General features: G+C 59.7%; 23 protein-coding genes. 8 read left to right on the top strand and 15 right to left on the bottom strand.

Annotated features, from left to right (window positions below):
* Positions 1-218: 218 nt before the first annotated feature.
* The 6 genes from msrQ to OC71_RS05685 form a co-directional block, all read right to left on the bottom strand.
* Positions 219-830, bottom strand: a complete 612-nt coding sequence (gene msrQ, locus OC71_RS05710; RefSeq protein ID WP_041065472.1) for a protein-methionine-sulfoxide reductase heme-binding subunit MsrQ — start codon at positions 828-830, stop codon at positions 219-221.
* Positions 830-1,843, bottom strand: a complete 1,014-nt coding sequence (msrP, locus tag OC71_RS05705; protein WP_041065469.1) for a protein-methionine-sulfoxide reductase catalytic subunit MsrP — start codon at positions 1,841-1,843, stop codon at positions 830-832. Before msrP ends, msrQ begins: the two co-directional genes overlap by 1 nt.
* A gap of 63 nt (positions 1,844-1,906) precedes the next feature.
* On the bottom strand, positions 1,907-2,764 hold the full coding sequence (gene pssA, locus OC71_RS05700; RefSeq protein WP_003228213.1) for a CDP-diacylglycerol--serine O-phosphatidyltransferase: 858 nt from the start codon (positions 2,762-2,764) through the stop codon (positions 1,907-1,909).
* A 147-nt stretch (positions 2,765-2,911) separates the two neighbouring features.
* Complete coding sequence (gene ilvC / locus OC71_RS05695) at positions 2,912-3,928, bottom strand: ketol-acid reductoisomerase (RefSeq protein ID WP_041065466.1); 1,017 nt, start codon at positions 3,926-3,928, stop codon at positions 2,912-2,914.
* A 48-nt stretch (positions 3,929-3,976) separates the two neighbouring features.
* Positions 3,977-4,468, bottom strand: a complete 492-nt coding sequence (gene ilvN, locus OC71_RS05690; protein WP_003205610.1) for an acetolactate synthase small subunit — start codon at positions 4,466-4,468, stop codon at positions 3,977-3,979.
* Between the two features lie 2 nt (positions 4,469-4,470).
* Positions 4,471-6,195 carry an acetolactate synthase 3 large subunit gene (locus tag OC71_RS05685; protein ID WP_041065497.1) on the bottom strand — a complete coding sequence of 575 codons (1,725 nt, stop codon included), beginning with the start codon at positions 6,193-6,195 and terminating at the stop codon, positions 4,471-4,473.
* Positions 6,196-6,593: 398 nt separating this feature from the next.
* Here OC71_RS05685 and OC71_RS05680 point away from each other — a divergent pair, with 398 nt between their 5' ends.
* Positions 6,594-7,010, top strand: coding sequence for a DUF4124 domain-containing protein (locus OC71_RS05680; protein WP_041065460.1), 417 nt, complete (start codon positions 6,594-6,596; stop codon positions 7,008-7,010).
* A gap of 89 nt (positions 7,011-7,099) precedes the next feature.
* Here OC71_RS05680 and OC71_RS05675 read toward each other — a convergent pair whose 3' ends face one another.
* From OC71_RS05675 to mrcB, 3 genes are read right to left on the bottom strand one after another with little or no spacing between them, the layout of a single operon-like run.
* On the bottom strand, positions 7,100-7,435 hold the full coding sequence (locus OC71_RS05675) for a YqcC family protein (RefSeq protein ID WP_041065457.1): 336 nt from the start codon (positions 7,433-7,435) through the stop codon (positions 7,100-7,102).
* Positions 7,435-8,190 carry a tetratricopeptide repeat protein gene (locus tag OC71_RS05670; protein WP_041065454.1) on the bottom strand — a complete coding sequence of 252 codons (756 nt, stop codon included), beginning with the start codon at positions 8,188-8,190 and terminating at the stop codon, positions 7,435-7,437. Before OC71_RS05670 ends, OC71_RS05675 begins: the two co-directional genes overlap by 1 nt.
* 16 nt (positions 8,191-8,206) lie before the next feature.
* Complete coding sequence (mrcB, locus tag OC71_RS05665; RefSeq protein WP_041065450.1) at positions 8,207-10,531, bottom strand: penicillin-binding protein 1B; 2,325 nt, start codon at positions 10,529-10,531, stop codon at positions 8,207-8,209.
* A gap of 116 nt (positions 10,532-10,647) precedes the next feature.
* On the opposite strand from mrcB, the gene OC71_RS05660 reads away from it, so the two are divergent.
* From OC71_RS05660 to OC71_RS05645, 4 genes are all read left to right on the top strand, one after another.
* Entirely contained in the window at positions 10,648-12,204 is a 1,557-nt protein-coding gene (locus OC71_RS05660) for a bifunctional aminoglycoside phosphotransferase/ATP-binding protein (RefSeq protein ID WP_041065447.1), read from the top strand.
* 91 nt (positions 12,205-12,295) lie between these two features.
* Positions 12,296-12,640 carry a pentapeptide repeat-containing protein gene (locus OC71_RS05655; RefSeq protein WP_041065444.1) on the top strand — a complete coding sequence of 115 codons (345 nt, stop codon included), beginning with the start codon at positions 12,296-12,298 and terminating at the stop codon, positions 12,638-12,640.
* 277 nt (positions 12,641-12,917) lie between these two features.
* A complete protein-coding gene (locus OC71_RS05650; RefSeq protein WP_003228231.1) occupies positions 12,918-13,190 on the top strand; it encodes a TfoX/Sxy family protein in 273 nt (90 codons plus the stop codon).
* A 16-nt stretch (positions 13,191-13,206) separates the two neighbouring features.
* On the top strand, positions 13,207-14,007 hold the full coding sequence (locus OC71_RS05645; RefSeq protein ID WP_041065439.1) for a Crp/Fnr family transcriptional regulator: 801 nt from the start codon (positions 13,207-13,209) through the stop codon (positions 14,005-14,007).
* Between the two features lie 226 nt (positions 14,008-14,233).
* On the opposite strand, the gene OC71_RS05640 is transcribed toward OC71_RS05645, so the two are convergent.
* From OC71_RS05640 to OC71_RS05625, 4 genes are read right to left on the bottom strand one after another with little or no spacing between them, the layout of a single operon-like run.
* Positions 14,234-15,085, bottom strand: a complete 852-nt coding sequence (locus OC71_RS05640; protein WP_041065436.1) for a ChaN family lipoprotein — start codon at positions 15,083-15,085, stop codon at positions 14,234-14,236.
* Between the two features lie 20 nt (positions 15,086-15,105).
* On the bottom strand, positions 15,106-15,873 hold the full coding sequence (locus OC71_RS05635; RefSeq protein ID WP_041065433.1) for a heme ABC transporter ATP-binding protein: 768 nt from the start codon (positions 15,871-15,873) through the stop codon (positions 15,106-15,108).
* Positions 15,873-16,856: an iron ABC transporter permease gene (locus tag OC71_RS05630; RefSeq protein WP_174377370.1), complete on the bottom strand. Its 984-nt coding sequence runs from the start codon at positions 16,854-16,856 to the stop codon at positions 15,873-15,875. Before OC71_RS05630 ends, OC71_RS05635 begins: the two co-directional genes overlap by 1 nt.
* A gap of 50 nt (positions 16,857-16,906) precedes the next feature.
* On the bottom strand, positions 16,907-17,779 hold the full coding sequence (locus tag OC71_RS05625; protein WP_041065426.1) for a hemin ABC transporter substrate-binding protein: 873 nt from the start codon (positions 17,777-17,779) through the stop codon (positions 16,907-16,909).
* 162 nt (positions 17,780-17,941) lie between these two features.
* Here OC71_RS05625 and OC71_RS05620 point away from each other — a divergent pair, with 162 nt between their 5' ends.
* Positions 17,942-18,259 carry a Rieske (2Fe-2S) protein gene (locus tag OC71_RS05620; protein ID WP_041065423.1) on the top strand — a complete coding sequence of 106 codons (318 nt, stop codon included), beginning with the start codon at positions 17,942-17,944 and terminating at the stop codon, positions 18,257-18,259.
* Here OC71_RS05620 and sfsA read toward each other — a convergent pair.
* Positions 18,256-18,969 carry a DNA/RNA nuclease SfsA gene (sfsA, locus tag OC71_RS05615; protein ID WP_041065421.1) on the bottom strand — a complete coding sequence of 238 codons (714 nt, stop codon included), beginning with the start codon at positions 18,967-18,969 and terminating at the stop codon, positions 18,256-18,258. The two genes, OC71_RS05620 and sfsA, sit on opposite strands and share 4 nt — an antisense overlap.
* A complete protein-coding gene (locus OC71_RS05610) occupies positions 18,969-20,141 on the bottom strand; it encodes a pyridoxal phosphate-dependent aminotransferase (protein WP_041065418.1) in 1,173 nt (390 codons plus the stop codon). The genes sfsA and OC71_RS05610 overlap by 1 nt, the downstream gene beginning before the upstream one ends.
* A 334-nt stretch (positions 20,142-20,475) precedes the next feature.
* Between OC71_RS05610 and dksA the strand changes: the two genes are divergently transcribed.
* Together dksA and gluQRS are read left to right on the top strand one after the other, a co-directional pair.
* Positions 20,476-20,919, top strand: coding sequence for an RNA polymerase-binding protein DksA (gene dksA, locus OC71_RS05605; protein ID WP_007959616.1), 444 nt, complete (start codon positions 20,476-20,478; stop codon positions 20,917-20,919).
* A 190-nt stretch (positions 20,920-21,109) separates the two neighbouring features.
* Positions 21,110-22,006, top strand: coding sequence for a tRNA glutamyl-Q(34) synthetase GluQRS (gene gluQRS / locus OC71_RS05600; protein WP_041065415.1), 897 nt, complete (start codon positions 21,110-21,112; stop codon positions 22,004-22,006).
* Positions 22,007-22,065: the final 59 nt, after the last annotated feature.

Here is a 22,065-nt window from a genome sequence, read left to right as displayed (position 1 = left end):
CACCTCTTTTTCACCGCTTTCGACCGAGAAGATCGAACCGTCAAAAGAGCCAAACATCACCGCTCTTTCAACTCCTTCCAGGCCTCGATGAACTGAAGCGACCCACTGTCGAAAACCGCGCAACTCATTGAATCTCAAGGAGTTTTCCGTTTCGACTGCGCCGGAAGTGGGGCGAATTATAGACCTCCAGAATCTGCCGTCAACCGTTAATTTCAGTTTTATTGCAAAACCTGCTTTTTAGTCAGCAAGCGCGGAATTCGACGCGCAACGGCAGGCACCCGCAGCAGCAAAAGCGCTGCCCCCACAAAGGCATAGATCACCCACTCCTTAAGATCAGCCCGCACAATCCATAACATGTGCAGCAATCCCAGCCCCAGAATCACGTACACCACCCGATGCAGTTTCTTCCAGCGCACACCCAAACGACGCTGACTATAACGATTGGAGGTTACTGCCAGTGCCAACAATCCAAGAAAACCCAGCGTACCCACAATGATGTAGGGCCGCTTACGCAACTCCACGCCCAACTGTGACCAGTCGAAACCAAGGATAAACGCCATATAGCTGAACAGATGCAGCACCACATAAGCAACACACCAGAGCCCCAACTGACGGCGCACAGCAATCCAGCCCGCCCACCCCGTCAATTTCTGCAACGGCGTCATGCTCAATGTGATCAGCAGCAATACCAGCGTCCCCAGCCCCAGTCGATCAACCAGCACCTTGCCGGGATCCGGACCGAGCAAATCGGCGAACGCCTGATAAAACCAAAGCAGTGGCCAGATTGCCGCCGCAATGAAAACGCCTACACGCCAAAACGGATATCGCATCAGTAGTTCTTCCGCAGATCGAGCCCTGTATATAAAGAAGCGACTTCATCCGAGTAGCCGTTGAACATCTGGGTATCACGTACATTCGGCTTGAACAAACTGTTCGGCAGACGCCGTTCTCTTGCCTGAGTCCAGCGCGGATGATCGACCGTCGGATTCACGTTGGCATAAAAACCGTATTCATCTGCCGCGATGCTCTGCCAGGTAGTCTTGGGCTGCTCGCTGACGAGACTGATCCGCACAATGGACTTCACACTCTTGAAGCCATACTTCCACGGCACCACCAGACGCAGCGGCGCGCCATTCTGATTGGGCAATTCGCGGCCATACATGCCAACCGCCAGAATCGCCAAGGGATTCATCGCCTCATCCAGACGCAAGCCCTCTACATACGGCCAGTCGATCAACGCGAAACCCGAGCGCTGCCCAGGCATGCTCTTGGGATCCTGCAAGGTTTCAAAGCGAATGTACTTGGCGTTAGAGGTCGGCTCGACCTGCTTGAGCAGTGCGGAAATCGGAAAACCAATCCAGGGGATGACCATCGACCACGCTTCAACACAGCGAAGACGATAGATACGCTCCTCCAACTGGTACGGTTTCATGAAGTCTTCGAGTGCGTAACGCCCAGGCTTACCCACCTCCCCATCGACGACCACACTCCACGGCTCGGTTTTCAGCGAGCCGGCATTGGCTGCGGGATCGCCCTTGTCGGTGCCGAACTCATAGAAGTTGTTGTAATGGGTCGCGTCTTTATAAGGCGTGATCGCCTCATCCTTGACGTTGACTGCTCCCCACTTGGTAGAAGAGAGCTTCTCGGCAAACCAGGCAGGCGTCTTGCCTGGCTCGACATCAGCATAGCGCGCCGCGTCCTCGGCACTGGCCCAACGCGGCAGGCTGCTCACGGCGATACCGGCCGCGGTAGCTCCGAGCAGTTGGCGACGGGAGAGATAAATGGACTCAGGCGTGACATCCGACTCATGGCAGTCGGACGCTTTGGGGATTTTGATCAGCATGACAACTCCGCAGCTTTGGAGGACAGATGCACCCATAGACTGCGGAGTATGCGGGAAATTACATCACTCGGCGTTTTTGTGCCGACGAAGGTGCAACAGGTATTGCACCGGCCCGGAGGCCGCGTAGGCGAGAAACACCAGCAGCAAAATACGCGGTGGATCGCTGAACACCACAGCGAACACCAGCACCACGGCGAGGATCGCCACGAACGGCACGCGCCCCTTCAGATCCAGCTCCTTGAAGCTGTTGTACTTGATGTTGCTGACCATCAGCATGCCGGCAGCCGCCACCATCAAAGCGACCAGGAACGACATCTTCGAACCCTGAATACCGTAATCGCTGAACGCCCAGACAATCCCCGCCACCACGCCTGCCGCCGCCGGGCTGGCCAGTCCGATGAAGTAGCGCTTGTCGGCCGTACCGACCTGAGTATTGAAACGCGCCAGACGCAGCGCTGCACCGGCTACATAGATGAAGGCCACCATCCAGCCAACCTTGCCCATGTCGCCCAGCGCCCAGCCGAACGCCAGCAGCGCCGGTGCCACACCGAAAGCGACCATGTCGGACAGCGAGTCATACTCGGCACCGAAGGCACTTTGCGTATTGGTCATCCGCGCTACGCGGCCATCAAGACCATCGAGCACCATGGCCACGAAAATCGCGATCGCGGCAAAGGCAAAATACTTGCTCGCATTCGCAGAATCCCCGGCGCTCAAGGCAGCCTGGGCACTCATTGAGTTGATGATGGAATAAAACCCTGCAAACAGGTTCGCAGTGGTGAACAGGTTCGGCAGCAGATAGATACCACGATGCCGGACTTTACGACCTTCTGCGTCGTGCCCTTCCTCGACATGTTCATCGATGGGCAGCAGGCTTTCGGCGTCAGAAGCCTGGTTCGGCTCTTCGGGACGTTCGCTCATGGACATTACCTTGCAACGGTTTGGAAAGTTTCGACAGGTGCCTGTGACGACGGTTCGGCCACAAACGATGCAGCTTTATACCAGAACCATCGGTTTCAAACGAAAAAACGCGGCCGAGGCCGCGTTTTTTCGTACAAGGATGACGACTTAGTTTTTGGCTTTGTCGACGATCTTGTTGGCACCGATCCACGGCATCATGGAGCGCAGTTGCTCGCCGATGATTTCGATACCGTGAGCGGCGTTGTTACGACGCTTGGCGGTCATCGAAGGGTAGCCGGTTGCGCCTTCGCTGATGAACATTTTGGCGTATTCGCCGTCCTGAATACGTTTCAGGGCGTTGCGCATGGCCTGACGGGATTCGGCGTTGATCACTTCCGGGCCGGTCACGTACTCGCCGTATTCAGCGTTGTTGGAGATCGAGTAGTTCATGTTGGCGATACCGCCTTCGTACATGAGGTCAACGATCAGCTTCAGTTCGTGCAGGCACTCGAAGTAGGCCATTTCCGGCGCGTAGCCAGCTTCAACCAGCGTTTCGAAACCGGCTTTCACCAACTCAACGGTACCGCCGCACAGTACGGCTTGTTCGCCGAACAGGTCGGTTTCGGTCTCGTCCTTGAAGGTGGTTTCGATGATGCCGGTACGACCGCCACCCACGCCAGTTGCGTAGGACAGTGCAACGTTTTTGGCGTTGCCCGAAGCGTCCTGGTAGATCGCGATCAGGTCAGGGATACCGCCGCCCTTCACGAACTCGGAACGTACGGTGTGGCCCGGCGCTTTCGGCGCGATCATGATCACGTCGAGGTCGGCACGTGGAACAACCTGGTTGTAGTGGATCGCGAAGCCATGGGAGAAGGCCAGGGTGGCGCCTTTCTTGATGTTCGGCTCGATTTCGTTCTTGTACAGCTGAGACTGGAATTCGTCCGGGGTCAGGATCATGACCAGGTCGGCGCCGGCAACAGCAGCAGCCACGTCGGTCACTTTCAGGCCATGGGCTTCGGCTTTGGCAACAGTGGCCGAACCTTTACGCAGACCGACGGTAACGTCGACACCGGAGTCTTTCAGGTTGCACGCTTGGGCGTGGCCTTGGGAACCGTAACCGATGATGGCAACTTTCTTGCCCTGGATGATCGACAGGTCGCAGTCTTTATCGTAGAAAACTTTCATGAATTTCCCCTATATATCCAGGCCGTTCAGGCCATTCGCTAATTTGGTTTAGATGCTGAGTACTTTGTCGCCGCGGGCAATGCCGGTCACGCCGCTACGGACGGTTTCCAGAATTGATGCGGTGCCAATGGACTGAATGAAGCTGTCGAGCTTGTCGCTGGTACCGGTCAATTGAACGGTATACACGCTGGCACTGACGTCGACGATCTGTCCACGGTAAATATCGGTGGTGCGTTTGATCTCGGCGCGCTGGGCGCCAGTGGCCTTGACCTTGACCAGCATCAGCTCGCGCTCGATGTGAGCGCTTTCCGACAGGTCCACCAGCTTGACCACTTCGATCAGCTTGTTCAGGTTTTTGGTGATCTGCTCGATGATTTCATCGTGGCCAACAGTGGTCAGCGTCAGACGCGACAGCGTCGGGTCTTCGGTTGGCGCCACCGTCAGGCTTTCAATGTTGTAGTTGCGCTGCGAGAACAGGCCGACTACGCGAGACAAAGCGCCGGGTTCGTTTTCCAGAAGCAGGGAAATAATGTGCCGCATGATTAAGTACGCTCCGTCTTGCTCAGCCACATATCGCGCATGGAGCCGTCTTTGATCTGCATCGGATAGACGTGCTCGCTGGTATCGACCGAAATATCGATCACCACCAGACGATCTTTCATGGCGAACGCCTCTTCCATCTTCGACTTCAAATCCTTCGAATCGGTGATGCGCACGCCGACGTGACCGTAGGCTTCAGCCAGTTTGACGAAGTCAGGCAGCGACTCCATATAAGAGTGCGAGTGACGGCTGCCATAGCTCATGTCCTGCCACTGACGAACCATCCCCAGAACACCGTTGTTCAGGATGACGATTTTCACCGGCAAGCCATATTGCAGGCAGGTCGACAGTTCCTGGATGTTCATCTGGATGCTGCCTTCGCCGGTGACGCAGGCAACGTCGTCATCCGGGAAGCTCAACTTGATGCCCATGGCCGCCGGGAAACCGAAGCCCATGGTGCCCAGGCCACCGGAGTTGATCCAGCGGTTAGGCTTGTTGAACTTGTAGTACTGCGCCGCGAACATCTGGTGCTGGCCCACGTCGGACGTGATGAAGGCATCGCCCTTGGTCACTTCGCACAGGGTCTCGATCACGGTCTGCGGCTTGATCAGGCTGCCGTCGCCCTTTTCATAAGGGAACAGGCCGCGATCACCGCGCCACTCATCGACTTGCTTCCACCAACTGGCCACGGACTCCTTGTTCGGGGTCTCGCCGATTTCCTTGAGGATCGCGACCATTTCGGTCAGGACACTCTCCACCGGACCAACGATTGGCACGTCGGCCTTGATGGTCTTGGAGATCGAAGCCGGGTCGATATCGATGTGGATGATCTTGGCGTTCGGGCAGAACTTCGCCGCGCCGTTGATCACACGGTCATCGAAACGTGCGCCAACAGCCAGGATCACGTCGGCATGGTGCATCGCCAGGTTGGCGGTGTAGCTGCCGTGCATGCCGAGCATGCCGATGAACTGACGATCGGTACCCGGGAAACCGCCCAGGCCCATCAAGGTGTTGGTCACTGGCAGGTTGAGCATTTTCGCCAGTTCGGTCAGCGGTGCGGAACCGTTGCCCAGAATCACGCCGCCACCGGAATAGAGCACAGGACGCTTGGCCGCCAGGAGCATTTCTGCCGCCTTGCGGATTTGCCCGGAGTGACCGCGAACGGCCGGGCTGTAGGAGCGCAGCTTGGCTTTTTTCGGGAAAACGTATTCGAACTTCTCGGCCGGGTTGGTCATGTCTTTCGGGATATCGACCACGACCGGGCCCGGACGACCGGATTGCGCCAGGTAGAACGCCTTCTTCATGACTTCCGGGATTTCCGAGGCGTGCTTGATCATGAAGCTGTGCTTCACGATCGGCCGGGAGATACCGATCATGTCGGTTTCCTGGAACGCGTCGGTGCCGACCATGGTGCTTGGCACCTGACCGGAAATGATCACCATTGGAATCGAATCCATATAGGCGGTGGCAATACCGGTGATGGCGTTTGTGGCGCCTGGACCGGAAGTCACCAATACCACGCCGGCTTTACCGGTGGCACGGGCGTAGCCGTCAGCCATATGGGTCGCCGCTTGTTCGTGACGAACCAGAATGTGGGTCACTTCCGGTTCTTTGAACAGGGCATCGTAAACATGCAGGAGAGCACCACCCGGGTACCCGTAGATATATTTGACGCCTTCGTCACGCAAGAAGCGGACGAGCATCTCACCGCCAGATAAAAGCTCCACGTTGTTCACCTCTAAAACGCCAGAATACCGTCCACAAAAAGGGGCGGGTCTTAATAGGTTTACTTCTCGGCAGAGCATGAGCGACGGTGGTCGCCGACTACGTCAGCACTGACTGAGCAAGTATTGGGATCGTCCCAAGTGTTGCGGGCCTTTCCCACCCAGCGCGAGGTAACGCGTTGCGGGTGTAACAGGTCGACGCGGATATGCGCCTCATGATCTGCCGAGTGGGTCTGCTTCTGGCAGTCCCTCTACAGCGGACTTTGGATTCTTCTGTTTCGCCCTCTCCAAGTCAAGCCGTCAATGTGCTTAATTGTGGGTAAGCACATGAGAACGCAAGAAAAAACCTGAAAACAGCTACTCTGTTAGCGTCAATTGCGCAATTTTGCCAAGGAATCAGCATGCGAACGCTTCTGTTAACTCTGCTGATCGGCCTCAGCCCCTGGTGCTCGGCCGCTCAGATCTACAAATGGATCGACGCACAAGGCGTCACGCACTTCGATGCGCAACCGCCGCAAGGGCAACCGGCCAGCACCGTGCAAACGCCTTCCTCGCCCCCGCCGAAACCTGCAGCAATGCCTGGCAGCGGCGCGCTGGGCGATCAGAAAGCCATTGATGACAAGGTGAAGAAACAAGTGGCGGAGCAACAGACTCAGCTCAAGGCCTTTTGCGAGCAGGCACGGACAAACCTGGCGCAATTGCAGAACAATCCGCGATTGAGGGAGGAAGTGGAGGGGCAGTTGCGGCGGCTGGACGAAAGCCAGCGCCAGGAGCGCATTGTCGAAGCGCAGAAGCAGATTGCGCAGAACTGCGAATAAGCACCTGTAGGAGCTGCCGCAGGCTGCGATCTTTTGATCTTTGAAAGCAAAATCAAAAGATCGCAGCCTGCGGCAGCTCCTACAGAGGCTTAGCGGGAGGCGGTGATCAGCAGATCGAATTCTTTGAGCAGCACCTGCAACTGGCGATCCTTGCCCTGCAGATTGCGCTGGGCAAAGACCATCTCCGCCATCTCCTGAATGCCCGACGCGTTGGGCAACGCCAGGTCCTGCTCGAGGATCATCTTCATTCGTGGCAGGAAGATCCATTGCAGCCATTGTTCAAAATCCAGCGTATCGACCGAAAACGGCTCGACACTACTAAGGGCTTCGGCTGATGGCTGCACTTCATCCCACCAACCTTGCGCGCGCAGCTCACGCTCGATCAGCAGCAACTGGTCGGCGATTTTCGGGAAACGAGTGTCCATCAGAGCGAAACCTTGGCCTTTTGACGAGCCAGTACAGCGCCGGCGGAGTCGCCCTGCTTCTCACGGGACTGCGCGATGATTTCCCACAGGTTGGCTTGCAGATCCGGACGGCCGTTGGCCATGGTCAGCGCGCGACGGGCGAACTGTTCCGCCTGCGGCGCATCACCTTGGGCCATGCGCACCTGCGCCAGACGGTAGAGCACTTGCGGCTCACGCGGGGCTACGCGCTGGGCGCGCTCCAGACTGGAGGACGCGCCATTGAGGTCGCCACCGGCCTGTTGCTGTTGCGCGGTGGTCAGCAAGGCGAGCACCGGGCCATCCAGTTGCTCATCCGCCGACAGACCTCCGCCACTGCTGGCCGAAGGAATGCCGCTCGGCGTCGAAGGCATGCTGTAGCTGCCGGTGTTGATCGGTGCCGACTCGACCGGCGAAGGATTGTACGGACCCGCCGTAATCCCACCGGACGCCGGACCAGGAACGATCGGCGAGGAGCTGATCGGCGCCGATGTCACAGCACCGCCACCCGGCACCATCACCACCACACCAGTATCGCCTTGCGGGATGGCCTGGGATTGCGCCTGGCCCTGCACTGGACGTTTGACTGTCGTCTTGCGGAAACCGCCATTGGCCGACAGCCGTTCGCTGTTGGACACGGCTGTGCCGGAATCCACCACCGGGATCGAACCACGCTGTACGGTAGAGCAGCCGCTGAGCAAAGCCACGGCGGTCACCGCTGGAATCAACCACTTGTTCACTTGAAACCCTCTTTGCTTAATTCATCCAGCCCTTGACCCAATCCATCACCGACTCCGGCGAAGCAGGCGTTTCGCTTGCACACGCGGCACCGGGTGGCGGTTCGCTGCCGCGAATATACGGCATCTGCACGGCTCCAGGACAGTTGGCATCCGAGCCTTGTCCGGTACGCGAATCGACCCAGGCCTGAACGATGTTGTCCGGCTGCGGCATGTCCAGCGGCAGCGGATCGGCCTTGCGCATGAAACTGGTCCAGACCTGCAGCGCACCGGTCGCACCGGTGAACGGGGTCTTGCCGTTGTCGTCACGACCGAGCCAGACCACCGCCAGCAGATCCTGACTGAAACCGGCGAACCAACTGTCGCGCGAATCGTTACTGGTACCGGTCTTGCCGGCCAGCGTCAGGGTCTTGGGCAGCACGTTGTAAACCGAGCTGCCGGTACCTTCACGCATCACCCGCTGCATGGCGTTCTGGATCAGATAGATGGACGCCGGATCGAAACGCTGCTCGATCTGGAACGGATAACGCTTGAGCGGTTCGCCCTCAGCAGTCAGCACACTGCGAATGCCGCGCATCGGCGTATTGAAACCACCGTTGGCGAGGGTCTGATACATGGTCGCCACTTCGATCGGGGTCATGCCGCCAGCCCCGAGCAGCATCGACGGGAACGCCGGGAATTCCCGGGTTACACCCAGGCGCGCGAGGGTCTTGAGCACATTCGGCACACCGACTTCCAGGCCCAGACGCGAGGTCGACAGGTTGTAGGAATGCGCCAGCCCTTGATAGAGAAACACCGTACCGTGGGAGCGACGGTCATAGTTCTGCGGTTTCCACACCTGGCCGTCCGCGCCTTTGATCGACAGCGGATCATCCGACAGCCAACTGGTCAGCGTGTAGTGGCTCGGTTTCTCCAGCGCAGTCAGATAGACCGCCGGTTTTACCAGAGAACCGATCGGCCGCACGGCATCCAGCGCCCGGTTGAAACCGGCATAACTGGCCTGACGGCTACCGATCATCGCCTGCACTTCGCCGGTCTCCGGGTTGGTCACGACCATCGCCGCTTCCACATCATCGGAGCCCTTGCGTCCGGCCAGACGTTTAAAGGTGTCATTGACCGACGCTTCGGCTTTCATCTGCAGAATCGGGTCGAAACTGGTGAAGATCCGCAGGCCTTCTTCGGTCAAGTCTTCGTCACGATAATCTTCACGCAACTGGCGTTTGACCAGATCGATAAAGCCCGGGAACGAGCTGTCGGCGAGCTTGCCGCGGGTGGTCACGCCCAAGGGCATTTTCTTCGCCGCTTCGACCTGTTCGGCAGTCGCCACGCCTTGCTGCTCAAGCACGTCGAGCACCAGGTTACGCCGCTCCAGCGCACGCTCGGGGTTGCGGCGCGGGTTGTAGTAGGACGGACCTTTGACCATGCCGACCAGCAACGCGACCTGATGCAGCTTCAGCTCGGACAATGGCTGACCGAAGAAGAACTGACTGGCCAGACCAAAGCCATGCACCGCACGCTGACCGTCCTGCCCGACGAAGACTTCGTTGAGGTAGGCCTCAAGAATTTCCTTCTTGTCGTAGTGCAGCTCCAGCAGCATCGCCATCATCGCTTCGGTGAGCTTGCGGCTCAGGCTGCGCTCGTTGGTGAGGTAGAAGTTCTTCACCAGTTGCTGGGTCAGCGTACTGCCACCCTGGGTCATCTTGCCGCCAGAGGTGTTGACCCAGATCGCCCGGGCAATCGACTTCGGCGACACGCCCCAGTGGCTGTAGTAGTCGCGGTCTTCAACGGCGACCAAAGTATCGAGCAAATACGGCGGCACCTGATCGAGCTTGATCAGAATGCGGTCTTCAAGGTTTTTCGGGTAAATGCCGCCGATCATCAGTGGTTCGAGCCGCACCACAGACAATTTTCCGCCATTGAGCCCCGAGAGTTCGGCCACATAGTCGCCGGAGAAGCGCACGCGTACTGGCTGAGGTTTCTCCAGGCCTTCATAGAACTGGAAGCCGCGGGTATTCAGATCGACGGTATTGCCACTGACGGCAGCAGCGCCGGGGCCATTGCTCACGGCTTCGCGGCGATAGCCCAAGGCGTCGAGTTCGGTGAGGAAATCGTCCTTGCTCAGTTTTTGTCCGACGAACAGCTCGAGCGGACGCGCGTACACCTTGGCCGGGATGGTCCAGCGCTTGCCGGAGAATTTCTCCTGCACCACGGCATCGAGGTAAACGGCGAAGCCGGCCAGCACCACAAGGCCGACCAGACTGAGTTTAATGGCCCACCCCAGCCACGGCCGCAGGCCCTTGGCAGGTGGTTTTTTCTTGGTACGGGGGGATCGAGTTCGAGTCATGGCGGCGGATTATACGCACTTTATTCATCCTCAACAGGAGCGCTCCGAGGTTTGCGTCAGGCTGGCGAGCGGCCATAATGGCGACCTCGAATTTCCCAGTCTCTGAAGGATCGCCCGTGAGCCAGTCACTGATCGCTGCCCTGCAAAACCCGGCCCTCTACCCGCACCCCGTCGACGGGTTCCAGGTCATCGAAACCCATATCTCGTGGGTGATCCTCACCGGGTCGTTTGCTTATAAAGTGAAGAAGCCGGTGAATTTCGGCTTTCTCGACTTCACCAGCCTCGAAGCGCGCAAGCACTTCTGCGCTGAAGAACTGCGTTTGAATCAGCGCCTGACCGAAGATTTGTATCTGGACGTGTTGCCGGTGACCGGCAGCGTCCAAGCGCCGCAACTGGGCGGCGACGGCCCGGTGATCGAATATGTGTTGAAGATGCGTCAATTCCCGCAGACCGGCCTGCTCAGCACCCTGCAAGCCAACGGTGAACTGACCACTCAGCACATCGACGAAATGGCCGAGCAGATCGCCAGATTCCACCTCAGCGCGCCAAAAGTCCCGGCCGAACACGACGCTGGTACGCCAGAAAGCGTAATGGCCCCGGTGCGCCAGAACTTCGAACAGATCCTGCCATTCCTCAGCGACAAAAACGATCTGCTGCAACTCGAGGCCCTGCAAGCCTGGGCCGAGAGCAGCTTCGACCGTCTCAAGGCATTGTTCAGCCAGCGCAAGGCCGAGGGTTTCACTCGCGAATGCCACGGCGACATTCACTTGGGCAACGCCACTGTGATCAATGGCAAAGTGGTGATCTTCGACTGCATCGAGTTCAACGAACCGTTCCGCTTCACCGACGTCTGGGCCGACACCGGTTTCCTGGCGATGGACCTCGAAGACCGTGGTCTGAAATCCCTGGCCCGCCGCTTCATCAGCCAATACCTGGAATTGACCGGCGACTATCAAGGCCTGGAAGTGCTGAACTTCTACAAAGCCTATCGCGCGCTGGTCCGCGCCAAAGTCGCGCTGTTCAGCATGCCGGCAGACGCCACTCCGGTGCAGCGCGCCACTACCCTGCGCCAGTACCGCAACTACGCCAATCTGGCGGAAAGCTACAGCACCATCCCTTCGCGCTTCATGGCGATCACCCACGGCGTATCGGCCGTCGGCAAGAGCCACGTGGCGATGCGCCTGGTTGAAGCACTGGGCGCGATCCGCCTGCGTTCCGATGTCGAGCGCAAGCGCCTGTTCGGCGAGCAAACCGTGGCCAACGACGTGCAGGCCGGGATTTACAGCGCCGACGCCAGCGCTGCCACCTACGCCCGCTTGCATGAGATTGCCGGAGTCATTCTGCACGCCGGTTTCCCGGTCGTCATCGATGCGACCTACCTCAAGCGCGAGCAACGTGACAGCGCGGCGAAAGTCGCCGAGGCGACCGGCACGCCGTTCCTGATTCTCGACTGCAACGCTCCGCAAGCCGTGATCGAAAGCTGGCTGGCGATTCGCCAGGCCGACAAGAAGGATCCTTCCGACGCCACGCTGGCGGTCATCGAGGCCCAACAGGCCAGCCGCGAAGCACTGACGCCAGAAGAAATTCTGCGCAGCAAACGCGTACAGACCAATGAAAGCGGGACCCTCGACACCGTCGTGGCGCAGATCCGCCAGCGTCTGCCAGGCCTGTAAGAAACTATTTCGACCGTGGAGCCCTCGCTGGCTTCACGGTCGTCAAATAGTGGCACTATACTGGCGTCATAAAACCAACAGGTGATGTGACATGAGCCAGCCGAAACTTCTCGACACCCCGCTTTATGCCCTGCTGCACAAAGACGACATCGCAGGCTTCAACAAGGAACGCCCGAACGACGGCCCGATCGACATGGTCGGTGGCGACTTCCGTGGTCTCGATCTGCGTGAACTGAACGCCGACGGCGTTGATTTCCGCGACGCCTACTTCCGCTCCGCCGATTTGCGCGGCATCGATTTCCGTAATTCCGCCCTGGAAGGCGCGAGCCTGGCCCATGCGCAGATTTCCGGTGCGTACTTCCCACCGGAACTGAGCGCCGACGAGATCCTGATGTCGATGAATTTTGGTACCCGCCTGCGCTATCGCACCCGCTGATATTTTTACCTTTCTCTGACCCGACGCCTTTCCCGCGTGGGAGCGGGCTTGCTCGCGAAGGCGTGGTGTCAGTCGATACATCTTGTGGCTGACAAGACGCCTTCGCGAGCAACTTCGCTCCCACATGTTTCCGCGTTTCTTCCCTCCTTTCTGGGTTCGCAGCCCTTTCTTAGTAGCGTTTGCGTCTAATCCGACCAAACAACCACGCTTTTCCTACTGATGGCTACACTCCTGAGAAGATCGCCCACGCACCATTCGGCCGTCGCAAGGAGGCTTGATGAATGATGAACTGCAACACCTGAAGAATCTTGGCAAGACGTCGGCGCAATGGCTGCATGCCGTGGGCATCCACAGCGCCTCGGACTTGCGTCGCCTGGGGGCGGTGGACGCCTATCGGGCCGTGCGTACCCGCGGGTTTCGCGCATCGAAGGTGTTGTTGTACGCGATCGAAGGGGCGCTGATGGATGTGCACTGGAACGATATCCCGGCCGAACGTAAAGACGCCTTGAACAAGCAGCTCGAAGCCATCTCCTCGCGTCACAAGAACTGAACAGGCGCTGACGGCCATGTATCTGCTCGGGGAACAATCGGCACCAGTCGATACGCTGATCAATCGTTTGCAGAGCTTGCCCGCGCGCTGGTTGGAAGGGCTTGCACCGTGCGGGCCTGCCTTTGAGCCGGAAATCTCTGATGACCTGATGGCGCAGCTCCCACGCGATCAGCTGTTTCTGCTGACAGAAGGCGTGATCCACGGCTACATCGGCGGCCGCGCGCTGTTTTACTGGCAGGAAGGCGATCTGATCGGCCTGCAGCAAGGTGACGCCTGGGCCGATTGCCGACTGCGCAGCGACGGATTATTGCGCTTGTTGCCCTATCGGCGAACCGATCTGTTCCGACATTTGTACGCCGAGCCGGAACGGGCTGAGCAATGGCTGGAGTATCTGCTGGGGCAGATGGCGCTGCTGGCACACGCGGTGGCCGAACTGAAGCCACGGGAGTTTCGCAGCACCAATGGTTTTAAACGGGTCGAGAGCGGTGACGTGTTGATCCAGCAAGGCGATGCCGCCGATCACGTCTTTGTGATCATCGATGGGCATGCCGAAGCGTTTGTTGATGGGCACAAGGTTGGCGACGTGCCCAAGGACGAGATTTTCGGCGCCATGGCAGTGTTCACAGGCGAGCCGCGAAACGCCACGGTCATTGCCCGTGAGCCAAGTACAGTGATGTTGATTCCCGGCGATCAGTTTCTGAGCATGACCCGCAACAATCCGAAGATTGCCCAGAGCCTTATCGAGAGCATGGCCCGGCGCATTGGCCAGCTCAACCAGCAAATCACCCAACTGAGTGCGATCAAGGCTGCGCTTTAAGTCCCGTGTTTCCGGGGCATTCCGGACATTTCCACGACTAAATCACGCGAATGGAAAAACAGTGGTTGACTCGTTAATGAGAATCGCTATGATTATCACAACTGATCGCGAGATCAGTCGATATTCTGAAAAGCCCTTGGTTCGGACTCTCAGATTATCTCCTCATCAGGCTAATCACGGTTATTTGACCCGGTTTTTACCGGGTCTTTTTTTGCCTGTGGAAAAGTCATTGACCGAACTGTTTGCGCATCTGTGCGCAGTAATCCTGCGCAGGCGTGGCCGGGGTGTACCAGACGTAATCGGCCATCACCGCGCTGACCTCAGCGCCCTGCTCGGCCAGCATCAGCACCGTGGGCGCCTGGGCTGCGCCAAGATCAAGCACATGCAGCGACACGCCAGCATCCTTGCGCGCATGCCAGGCGCCTGCCAACAACATGGCGGGGGTTGGTGCCGCCAGCAAACGTTCGGCCATGCGTCGATCGCGCTGTTGCTGAATCGCGAGCATCGCCGGCATCTGCGATTTGGGCAGCAAGCCACAGTGCGAGTCGCTGATCTGCTCAAGCAGCGTGGCTTTTACCGTTGCCGCATTGCTGCGAACACCGCTCAGGGCTGGTGGCTGACGATAGAACGCGCGGATTTCGCTGTCGTCCAGATTGGCTGCCAACAACGGATAGGATTGTGTGAGGACAAACCGAACGATCGGTCCATAAAGCTTCCAGTCCCAGCCATCCTGCCAGGCCAATGCCGTGGGAAGATCGGTGGGCGGCGCTGCAGTTTGGTGAACCTGATCGACTTTCGGCTGTTGATCAGGCGTGAGCATCTCCAGCAGCAGACTGCCCTGAGGGCGTTGCTCACCCAGCGACTGCAACAGCCACAACTGCGCAGCGTGATGATCGGCATTGTCATGCTGCTCGCCAATGATCACGTGTTGCGCACCGGCCAGACGTGTCAGCAGTTCCTGCGCCGTCAGTACCTGACCGCTGTGCAGATCGCGTATCTCACCGCTGACCGGTGGCGGCGCAGCAACATGCTGACACCCCGCAAGCCACAACACCGCCAACAACCAGATCCCACGCATGCCATCACCTCGATGAGAAATCAGCGGGCGATGATCAGCGGATGCCCACGCTCCGGGTGCGGCTGCACCAATACTTCGAGACCGAACACCGCTTTGAGCGAGTCCGGTCGCAAGACTTGCTGCGGCGTATCCAGCGCTACCGGGCGCCCGCCTTCAAGCAGCAACACCCGATCACAATAGCGCGCCGCCAGATTCAGATCATGCAGGATGACCAGCACCGCCGCGCCACGGTCGGCAAATTCGCGCACCGCTTGCAGCGTCGTATGTTGGTGCAGTGGATCTAGCATCGAGGTCGGCTCATCCAGCAACAGCGTTTGCCCGGCCTGCCCCGGCCATAACTGCGCCAGCACCCGCGCCAGATGCACGCGCTGGCGCTCGCCACCCGACAGCGCCAGATAACTGCGCCCGCTCAGGTGCCCGGCATCCGCAGCGTCCAGCGCTGCCGCGACGATCTCGTCGTCGCGCACCCGACCACTTTGATGCGGCAAGCGGCCCATGCCGACCACTTCCTCCACACGAAAGGCAAAATCCAGCGTCGAGACCTGCGGCAACACCGCCAGACGCTGGGCGCGTTGCGTACCTGTCCAGTGATTCAGTGCCTTGTCGTCGAGCAACACCTCGCCTTTACTCGCCGTCAGCTCACCGCACAAGGCACCGAGCAAGGTGCTTTTGCCGGCACCGTTTGGTCCGAGCACACCCAGCACCTCACCGGGCTCAAGTTGCAGGGTGACGTCGCTGAGGACGGTCTTGCGCCCGCGACGGATGTGCAGATTGTGCGCACGCAGCATCAGGCACGTCCTCGCAGCAGCAGATAGAGGAAGAATGGCGCGCCGATAAACGCCGTGACAATACCGATCGGCAACTCCGCCGGCGCCAGTGCCAGCCGCGCCACCAGATCCGCCAGCAACAGCAGGCTCGCCCCCGCCAGTACCGACGCGGGCAACAGCACGCGGTGATCGGGCCCGGCCAATAAACGCACCAGATGCGGCACCACCAGCCCGACGAAACCGATCATCCCCGCCGCCGCTACCGCTGCGCCAACACCCAACGCGGTGCAGAACACCAGTTCACGCTTGAGCCGCTCGACATCGATCCCCAGATGCCCTGCCTCAGACTCACCCAGCAACAACGCATTCAGCGCCTTGGCACGCCGCGGCAACCACAGCGCAACACCGGCGCTGATGATCAGCAACGGCCACAAACGCGCGTAACTGGCACCATTGAGGCTGCCCAGATTCCAGAAAGTCAGCGTGCGCAGGGTCGCGTCATCCGCCAGATAGGTGAACAACCCGACTGCCGAGCTGGCCAGCGCCGTCAGGGCGATCCCAGCCAGCAGCATGGTCGCGACGTTAGTCTGGCCGTTGCGCCGTCCGAGCCGATAGACCAGCGCCGTTACCCCCAACCCGCCGAGAAACGCGCACGCCGACAACAGATACGGCCCGAACCACTCTGGCAAATCGCCAAAAAACGCACCGCCGACAATGGCTACAGCCGCACCAAGCGCCGCACCGCTGGAGACCCCGACCAACCCGGGATCGGCCAGCGGATTGCGAAACAAACCCTGCATCGCCACGCCGGACAGCGCCAGTACACCGCCGACGGCCAGGCCGAGCAAGGTACGCGGCAGACGGATCTGCCCGAGAATCAGCTCAGCCTGCTCCAGGCCGTCCGGCGCCAGCGGTACACCGAGCATGCGCAGAGCCGCGCGCAACGTATCGAACAGCGGCAGGCTCACCGGCCCCAGCGCCAACGACAGCCAGATGGCCAGCAAACACAGGAGCGTCAGCCCGATAAACAGGCTGCGTGGTTTGACCAGTACGGTCATTGGCCGCTCGCAGTCGGGTAGAGGCCGTCAGACAAACCCTTCAACGCCGCCGGCAAACGCGGCCCGAGCCCGCCGACCAGCAGCGTCGGATCCAGCTCCAGCACCCGTCCGGTCTTGGCCGCACGGCTTGAATTGAGAATGGGGTTTTCCTTGAACAACGCCGCTTTTGCCGCCTCACCGCTCAACGCGCGATCCGCAAACACCAGCACCTCAGGATCAAGCCCGGCCAGCGACTCCACGGAGAACGGCTTGTAACCGGTATGCGTCGCCAGGTTATGTCCGCCGGCCCGTTGCAGCAGCCAGTCGGCGACAGTGTCCTTGCCGGCAATCAACGGTTTGCCGCCGGCATGCCCAATCAGCACCAGCACACCGGGCGCCTTGTGCCTGGTCTGCAACTCGGCGACTCGCGCCTTCTGCATGGCGAGCTGCTGTTGATAACTTGCCAGCAGCTGCGTCGCCTGGGCTTGCGCGCCGAGCAACTGCCCGAGATGCGTGAGGTTTTTTTCCAGCGTCGGCAGATCCGGCTGCGCCGAGAACAGTTCGACCTGCACCTTGGCGCTCTTTACCTGAGCGATCACCGGTGGCGGGCCCATTTCTTCGCTGCCGATAAGGATGTCCGGGCGCAGGCTGAGAATGCCCTCTGCCGACAGGCTGCGTTGATAGCCGATACTTGGCAGTTTCTTCAGCGACTCGGGATGCTGGCTGGTGGTGTCGACGCCGACCAGTTTCGACTCGCCGCCCAATGCACTGACCCACTCCGAAAGCGCGCCACCGGCACTGACCCAACGCTGTGGCAAGTCGGCAGCTGTCACCTGAAGGCTGGCGAACAATCCGACACACAGCACAGCAACGCGGATAATCAGGCGCATACGCAGCTTTCCTTGAACAGGTTTCCCGGGCAGCGAACCGGCAGGCCAAGTATCCTTGGCGACAGCCGCGCACAGTGGGCGAAGGCGGCCATTTGATAATTGTTTGCATTTAAACGTCAAGCTCGGACATTTCCTGAAACGAGCCGACAGTTGAGGATAGTCATGAAGTTTTTGTGCGCGGGCGCCGATCTCGCCGAGGCCGGCAGCCGTGGGTTCGACATCCACGGCAACAAACTGTTTGCCGTGCGCCGCAATGGTCAAGCCTATGTTTATCTCAACCGTTGCCCGCATCGTGGCGTCGGCCTGGAATGGCACCCCGACCAGTTTCTCGACCCGAGCAACAGCCTGATCCAGTGCGCCACCCACGGCGCACTGTTCCTGATCGAGGATGGCGAATGCGTCGCCGGGCCCTGCGCCGGGCAATCCCTGATCGCCATCCCCTGCCGCGAAGACGCCCAAGGGGTGTGGATCGATGTTTAACCGTTGAGCAACACGTCCAGCCGCCGGTCGATCACCATCTCTTCGTGGTTCAAGCGCACGCCGTAGGCCAGCACTTCAACTCCGCATGCCACCGCCTCGCGCAGGGCATCGGCGTAGGCCGCATCGATTTCCTCGGCCGGACGCACTGCGTCAATCCCGCTGAGATTGACGCAATACAGCTGCACCGCCCGAATGCCGTCTCGGGCCAGATGCGCCAGCTCACGCAGATGCTTGGCGCCGCGCTGGGTCACCGCATCGGGAAACGCCGCAACATTCGTTCCGTCGAACCCCAGCGTGACGCTTTTCACTTCCACGTAGGCCGGGCCACTCGGGTACTCGAGACGGAAATCGATGCGGCTCTTTTCCTGGCCGTACGCCACTTCACGTTTAAGCGCCGTAAAGCCGCTCAACTCGTCGATGACTCCCGCCTGCAGCGCCTCTTCCACCAGAGCGTTGGCACGGCCGGTGTTCACGCAAAACAGCCGGCCCTGCGGAGTTTCGCCAATTTCCCAGGTACCGGGCAGCTTGCGTTTCGGGTCGCTGGAGCGACTGAACCACACCTGTCCGCCCTCAACCTGGCAGTTGAGCATCGAACCGGTGTTCGGGCAGTGAAGGGTCAACAGCTCGCCATTGACCGTTTCAACATCAGCCAGAAAACGTTTATAGCGGCGAATCAGCCGCGCCTCTTCCAGAGCCGGATAAAAACGCATCAGGCTTGCCAGCTCTTCAAACCGCGAGCGATGCGTTCCACCGCTTCCTGTAATCGAGGGAGGTTTTGCGTGTAGGCAAAACGCACATGATGGCCCGCTTGATAACGACCGAAATCCAGCCCCGGGGTAAAGGCGACGTGCTCGGTTTCGAGGAAATGCCGGCAGAACGCGAAGGCATCACCGCCGAACTGGCTGATATCGGCATACAAGTAGAACGCACCTTCAGGTTCGACGGCGATGTTGAAACCCAACTCGCGCAACGCCGGCAGGAGGAAGTCGCGACGGCGGCCAAATTCGGCGCGGCGCTCTTCGAGAATGCTGATGGTGTCGGGCTCGAAACAGGCCAGTGCGGCATGCTGCGCCATGCTCGGCGCGCTGATATAGAGATTCTGCGCGAGCTTTTCCAGCTCACTGACGGCCGCATCCGGTGCCACCAGCCAGCCGAGACGCCAACCGGTCATGCCGAAATATTTGGAGAAACTGTTGAGGACAAAGGCGCTGTCATCGACTTCCAGCACGCTGGCGGCATCGGTGCCGTAAGTCAGGCCATGATAAATCTCGTCCACCACCAGATGGCCGTGCCGCGCCTTGATCGCTGTGGATAATCCGGCCAGTTCGTCGCGGGTCAGGAGGGTGCCGGTCGGATTGGCGGGCGAAGCCACCAACGCACCAACACTGTCGTGATCCCAATGCCGCGCCACCAGATCCGGGGTCAGTTGATAGCGCACCTCAGGCCCGACCGGAACCAGTTGCGCCGCGCCCTCGACCAGTCGCAGAAAGTGCCGGTTGCACGGGTAGCCCGGATCCGCCAGCAGCCAGTGTTTGCCCGGATCAACCAGCAAGGCACTGGCCAGCAACAGCGCACCGGAGCCCCCCGGCGTGATCAGGATCCGCCGCGGATCGATGTTCAATCCGTAACGCGATTGATAGAACCCTGAAATCGCTTCGCGCAACTCAGGAATGCCACGCGCCGCGGTGTAGCGAGTCTTGCCCGCCGTCAGCGCCGCTTGCCCGGCGCGGATGATCGGTTCGGCCGTGGTGAAGTCCGGCTCGCCGATTTCCAGATGGATCACATCGTGACCTTCGGCCTGCAGTTCATTGGCCCGCGCCAGCAGCGCCATCACATGGAACGGTTCGATCGCACGACTGCGCGCACTGTAGGGCTGAGCCATTGGTTTTCCTTCGACGGGGGAAAAGAGACGATTCTACCCATCTGCCGGAACGAGCGAGAACCCGTCGCGGTCACAACCTCAAGAACGCTGGACTGTAACGATATGCGCGTACGCTCCAGGATTGACTAAAATCAGAGATTGATCAGGCCTCCATCACTGTCAGACATGACTTGCCAAACTTCTGCAAGCGCCACCCGCCGGGGCCTCGACATCCGGGAGTAGCGCGGGCCGAATTGATCTGGTAAGTTCGCCCGCTTGCAGCCGCAGGGCCGGCAGGTGTCGGTGATGGAGCAATCCTGCGCAATGGATTACAAGAGTAGAGGCGGTCCATTTCATGCCCACCCAAGCAAAGCAACAGGCAAGTCAGACACTCAGCGGTTTCGAACCCTACGTCCCGAAAGCGGGCGAAGAGTACATGGGCGCTCCAATGCGCGCGCACTTCACCAAGATCCTGACCAAGTGGAAACTGGACTTGATGCAGGAAGTCGACCGCACTGTTGATCACATGAAAGACGAAGCGGCCAACTTTCCTGATCCGGCCGACCGTGCCAGTCAGGAAGAAGAGTTCGCCCTCGAGCTGCGCGCCCGCGACCGCGAGCGCAAACTGATCAAGAAGATCGACAAGACCCTGCAACTGATCGAAGACGAAGAGTACGGCTGGTGCGACTCTTGCGGGATCGAGATCGGCGTCAAGCGCCTTGAAGCCCGTCCGACTGCCGACATGTGCGTCGACTGCAAGAACCTGGCGGAAATCAAGGAAAAGCAGGTCGGCAAGTAATCTCGACCTGAACGAAAAACGGAGCGTGCGAACGCTCCGTTTTTGTTTCTGCCTTTTGCCCCTGTGGGAGCGAGCCTGCTCGCGAAAGCGGTGTGTCATTCAACACTTAATCGTCTGACATCAAGCTTTCGCGAGCAGTCTCGATCCCACCCGTTGATCTGCGTATCGCCTGAAAAGTAGCTTCGTTTCCATGACAGCCAAAATCTCCCCCGCCTACATCGGCCGCTTCGCCCCCACCCCCAGTGGCCACCTGCACTTCGGCTCGCTGGTGGCGGCCCTCGCCTCTTATCTCGACGCGCGTGCAGTCGGTGGGCGCTGGCTGGTGCGCATGGAAGATCTCGATCCGCCCCGCGAAGAACCGGGCGCGCAGGCGGCGATTCTCAAGGCGCTGGAAAGTTACGGCTTCGAGTGGGACGGTGAGATGGTACGCCAGAGTGACCGCCACGCCGCCTACGCCGAAGTGCTCGACAGCCTGTTCAACCATGGCCTGGCCTACGCCTGCACCTGCTCGCGCAAGCAACTGGAGCCATATCACGGGATTTATCCGGGTTTGTGCCGCAATGCCGGTCATGAACAGCAAGATGCGGCAATCCGCCTGCGTGTGCCGGAACTGGAATATCACTTCATCGATCGGGTGCAGGGCGAGTTCCGCCAGCATCTGGGGCGCGACGTCGGCGATTTCGTGATTCGCCGCCGCGATGGCTTGTACGCCTATCAACTGGCGGTGGTGCTGGATGACGCCTGGCAAGGCATCACTGACATCGTGCGCGGTGCCGACCTGCTCGACTCCACGCCACGCCAGCTCTACCTGCAAGAACTGCTGGGCCTGCGCCAGCCGCGCTATCTGCACCTGCCACTGATTACGCAGCCGGACGGCAACAAGCTCGGCAAATCCTACCGTTCGCCACCGCTTGAGGCCGATCAGGCCACGCTGCTGCTGTTGCGAGCCTTGCGTGCGTTGGGGCAAAACCCCGGTGCCGAACTGGCGCATGCCACCCCCGAGGAATTGCTCAAATGGGGCGCAGCCCACTGGGATGCATCGAAGATCCCGCGCACACTGACGTTGCCCGAGGCGCAACTGCAATGACGACACTTGCAGTGGCGCGCCCATCCGTTACCATCGCCGCACGTTTTCGGGCACGCGCA

It is taken from the genome of Pseudomonas sp. W15Feb9B (assembly GCF_000828175.1).
Classification (GTDB): domain Bacteria; phylum Pseudomonadota; class Gammaproteobacteria; order Pseudomonadales; family Pseudomonadaceae; genus Aquipseudomonas; species Aquipseudomonas parakoreensis.
Note: the sequence above shows the minus strand (reverse complement) of the source record. Positions and strands in the feature narration are given on the sequence as shown.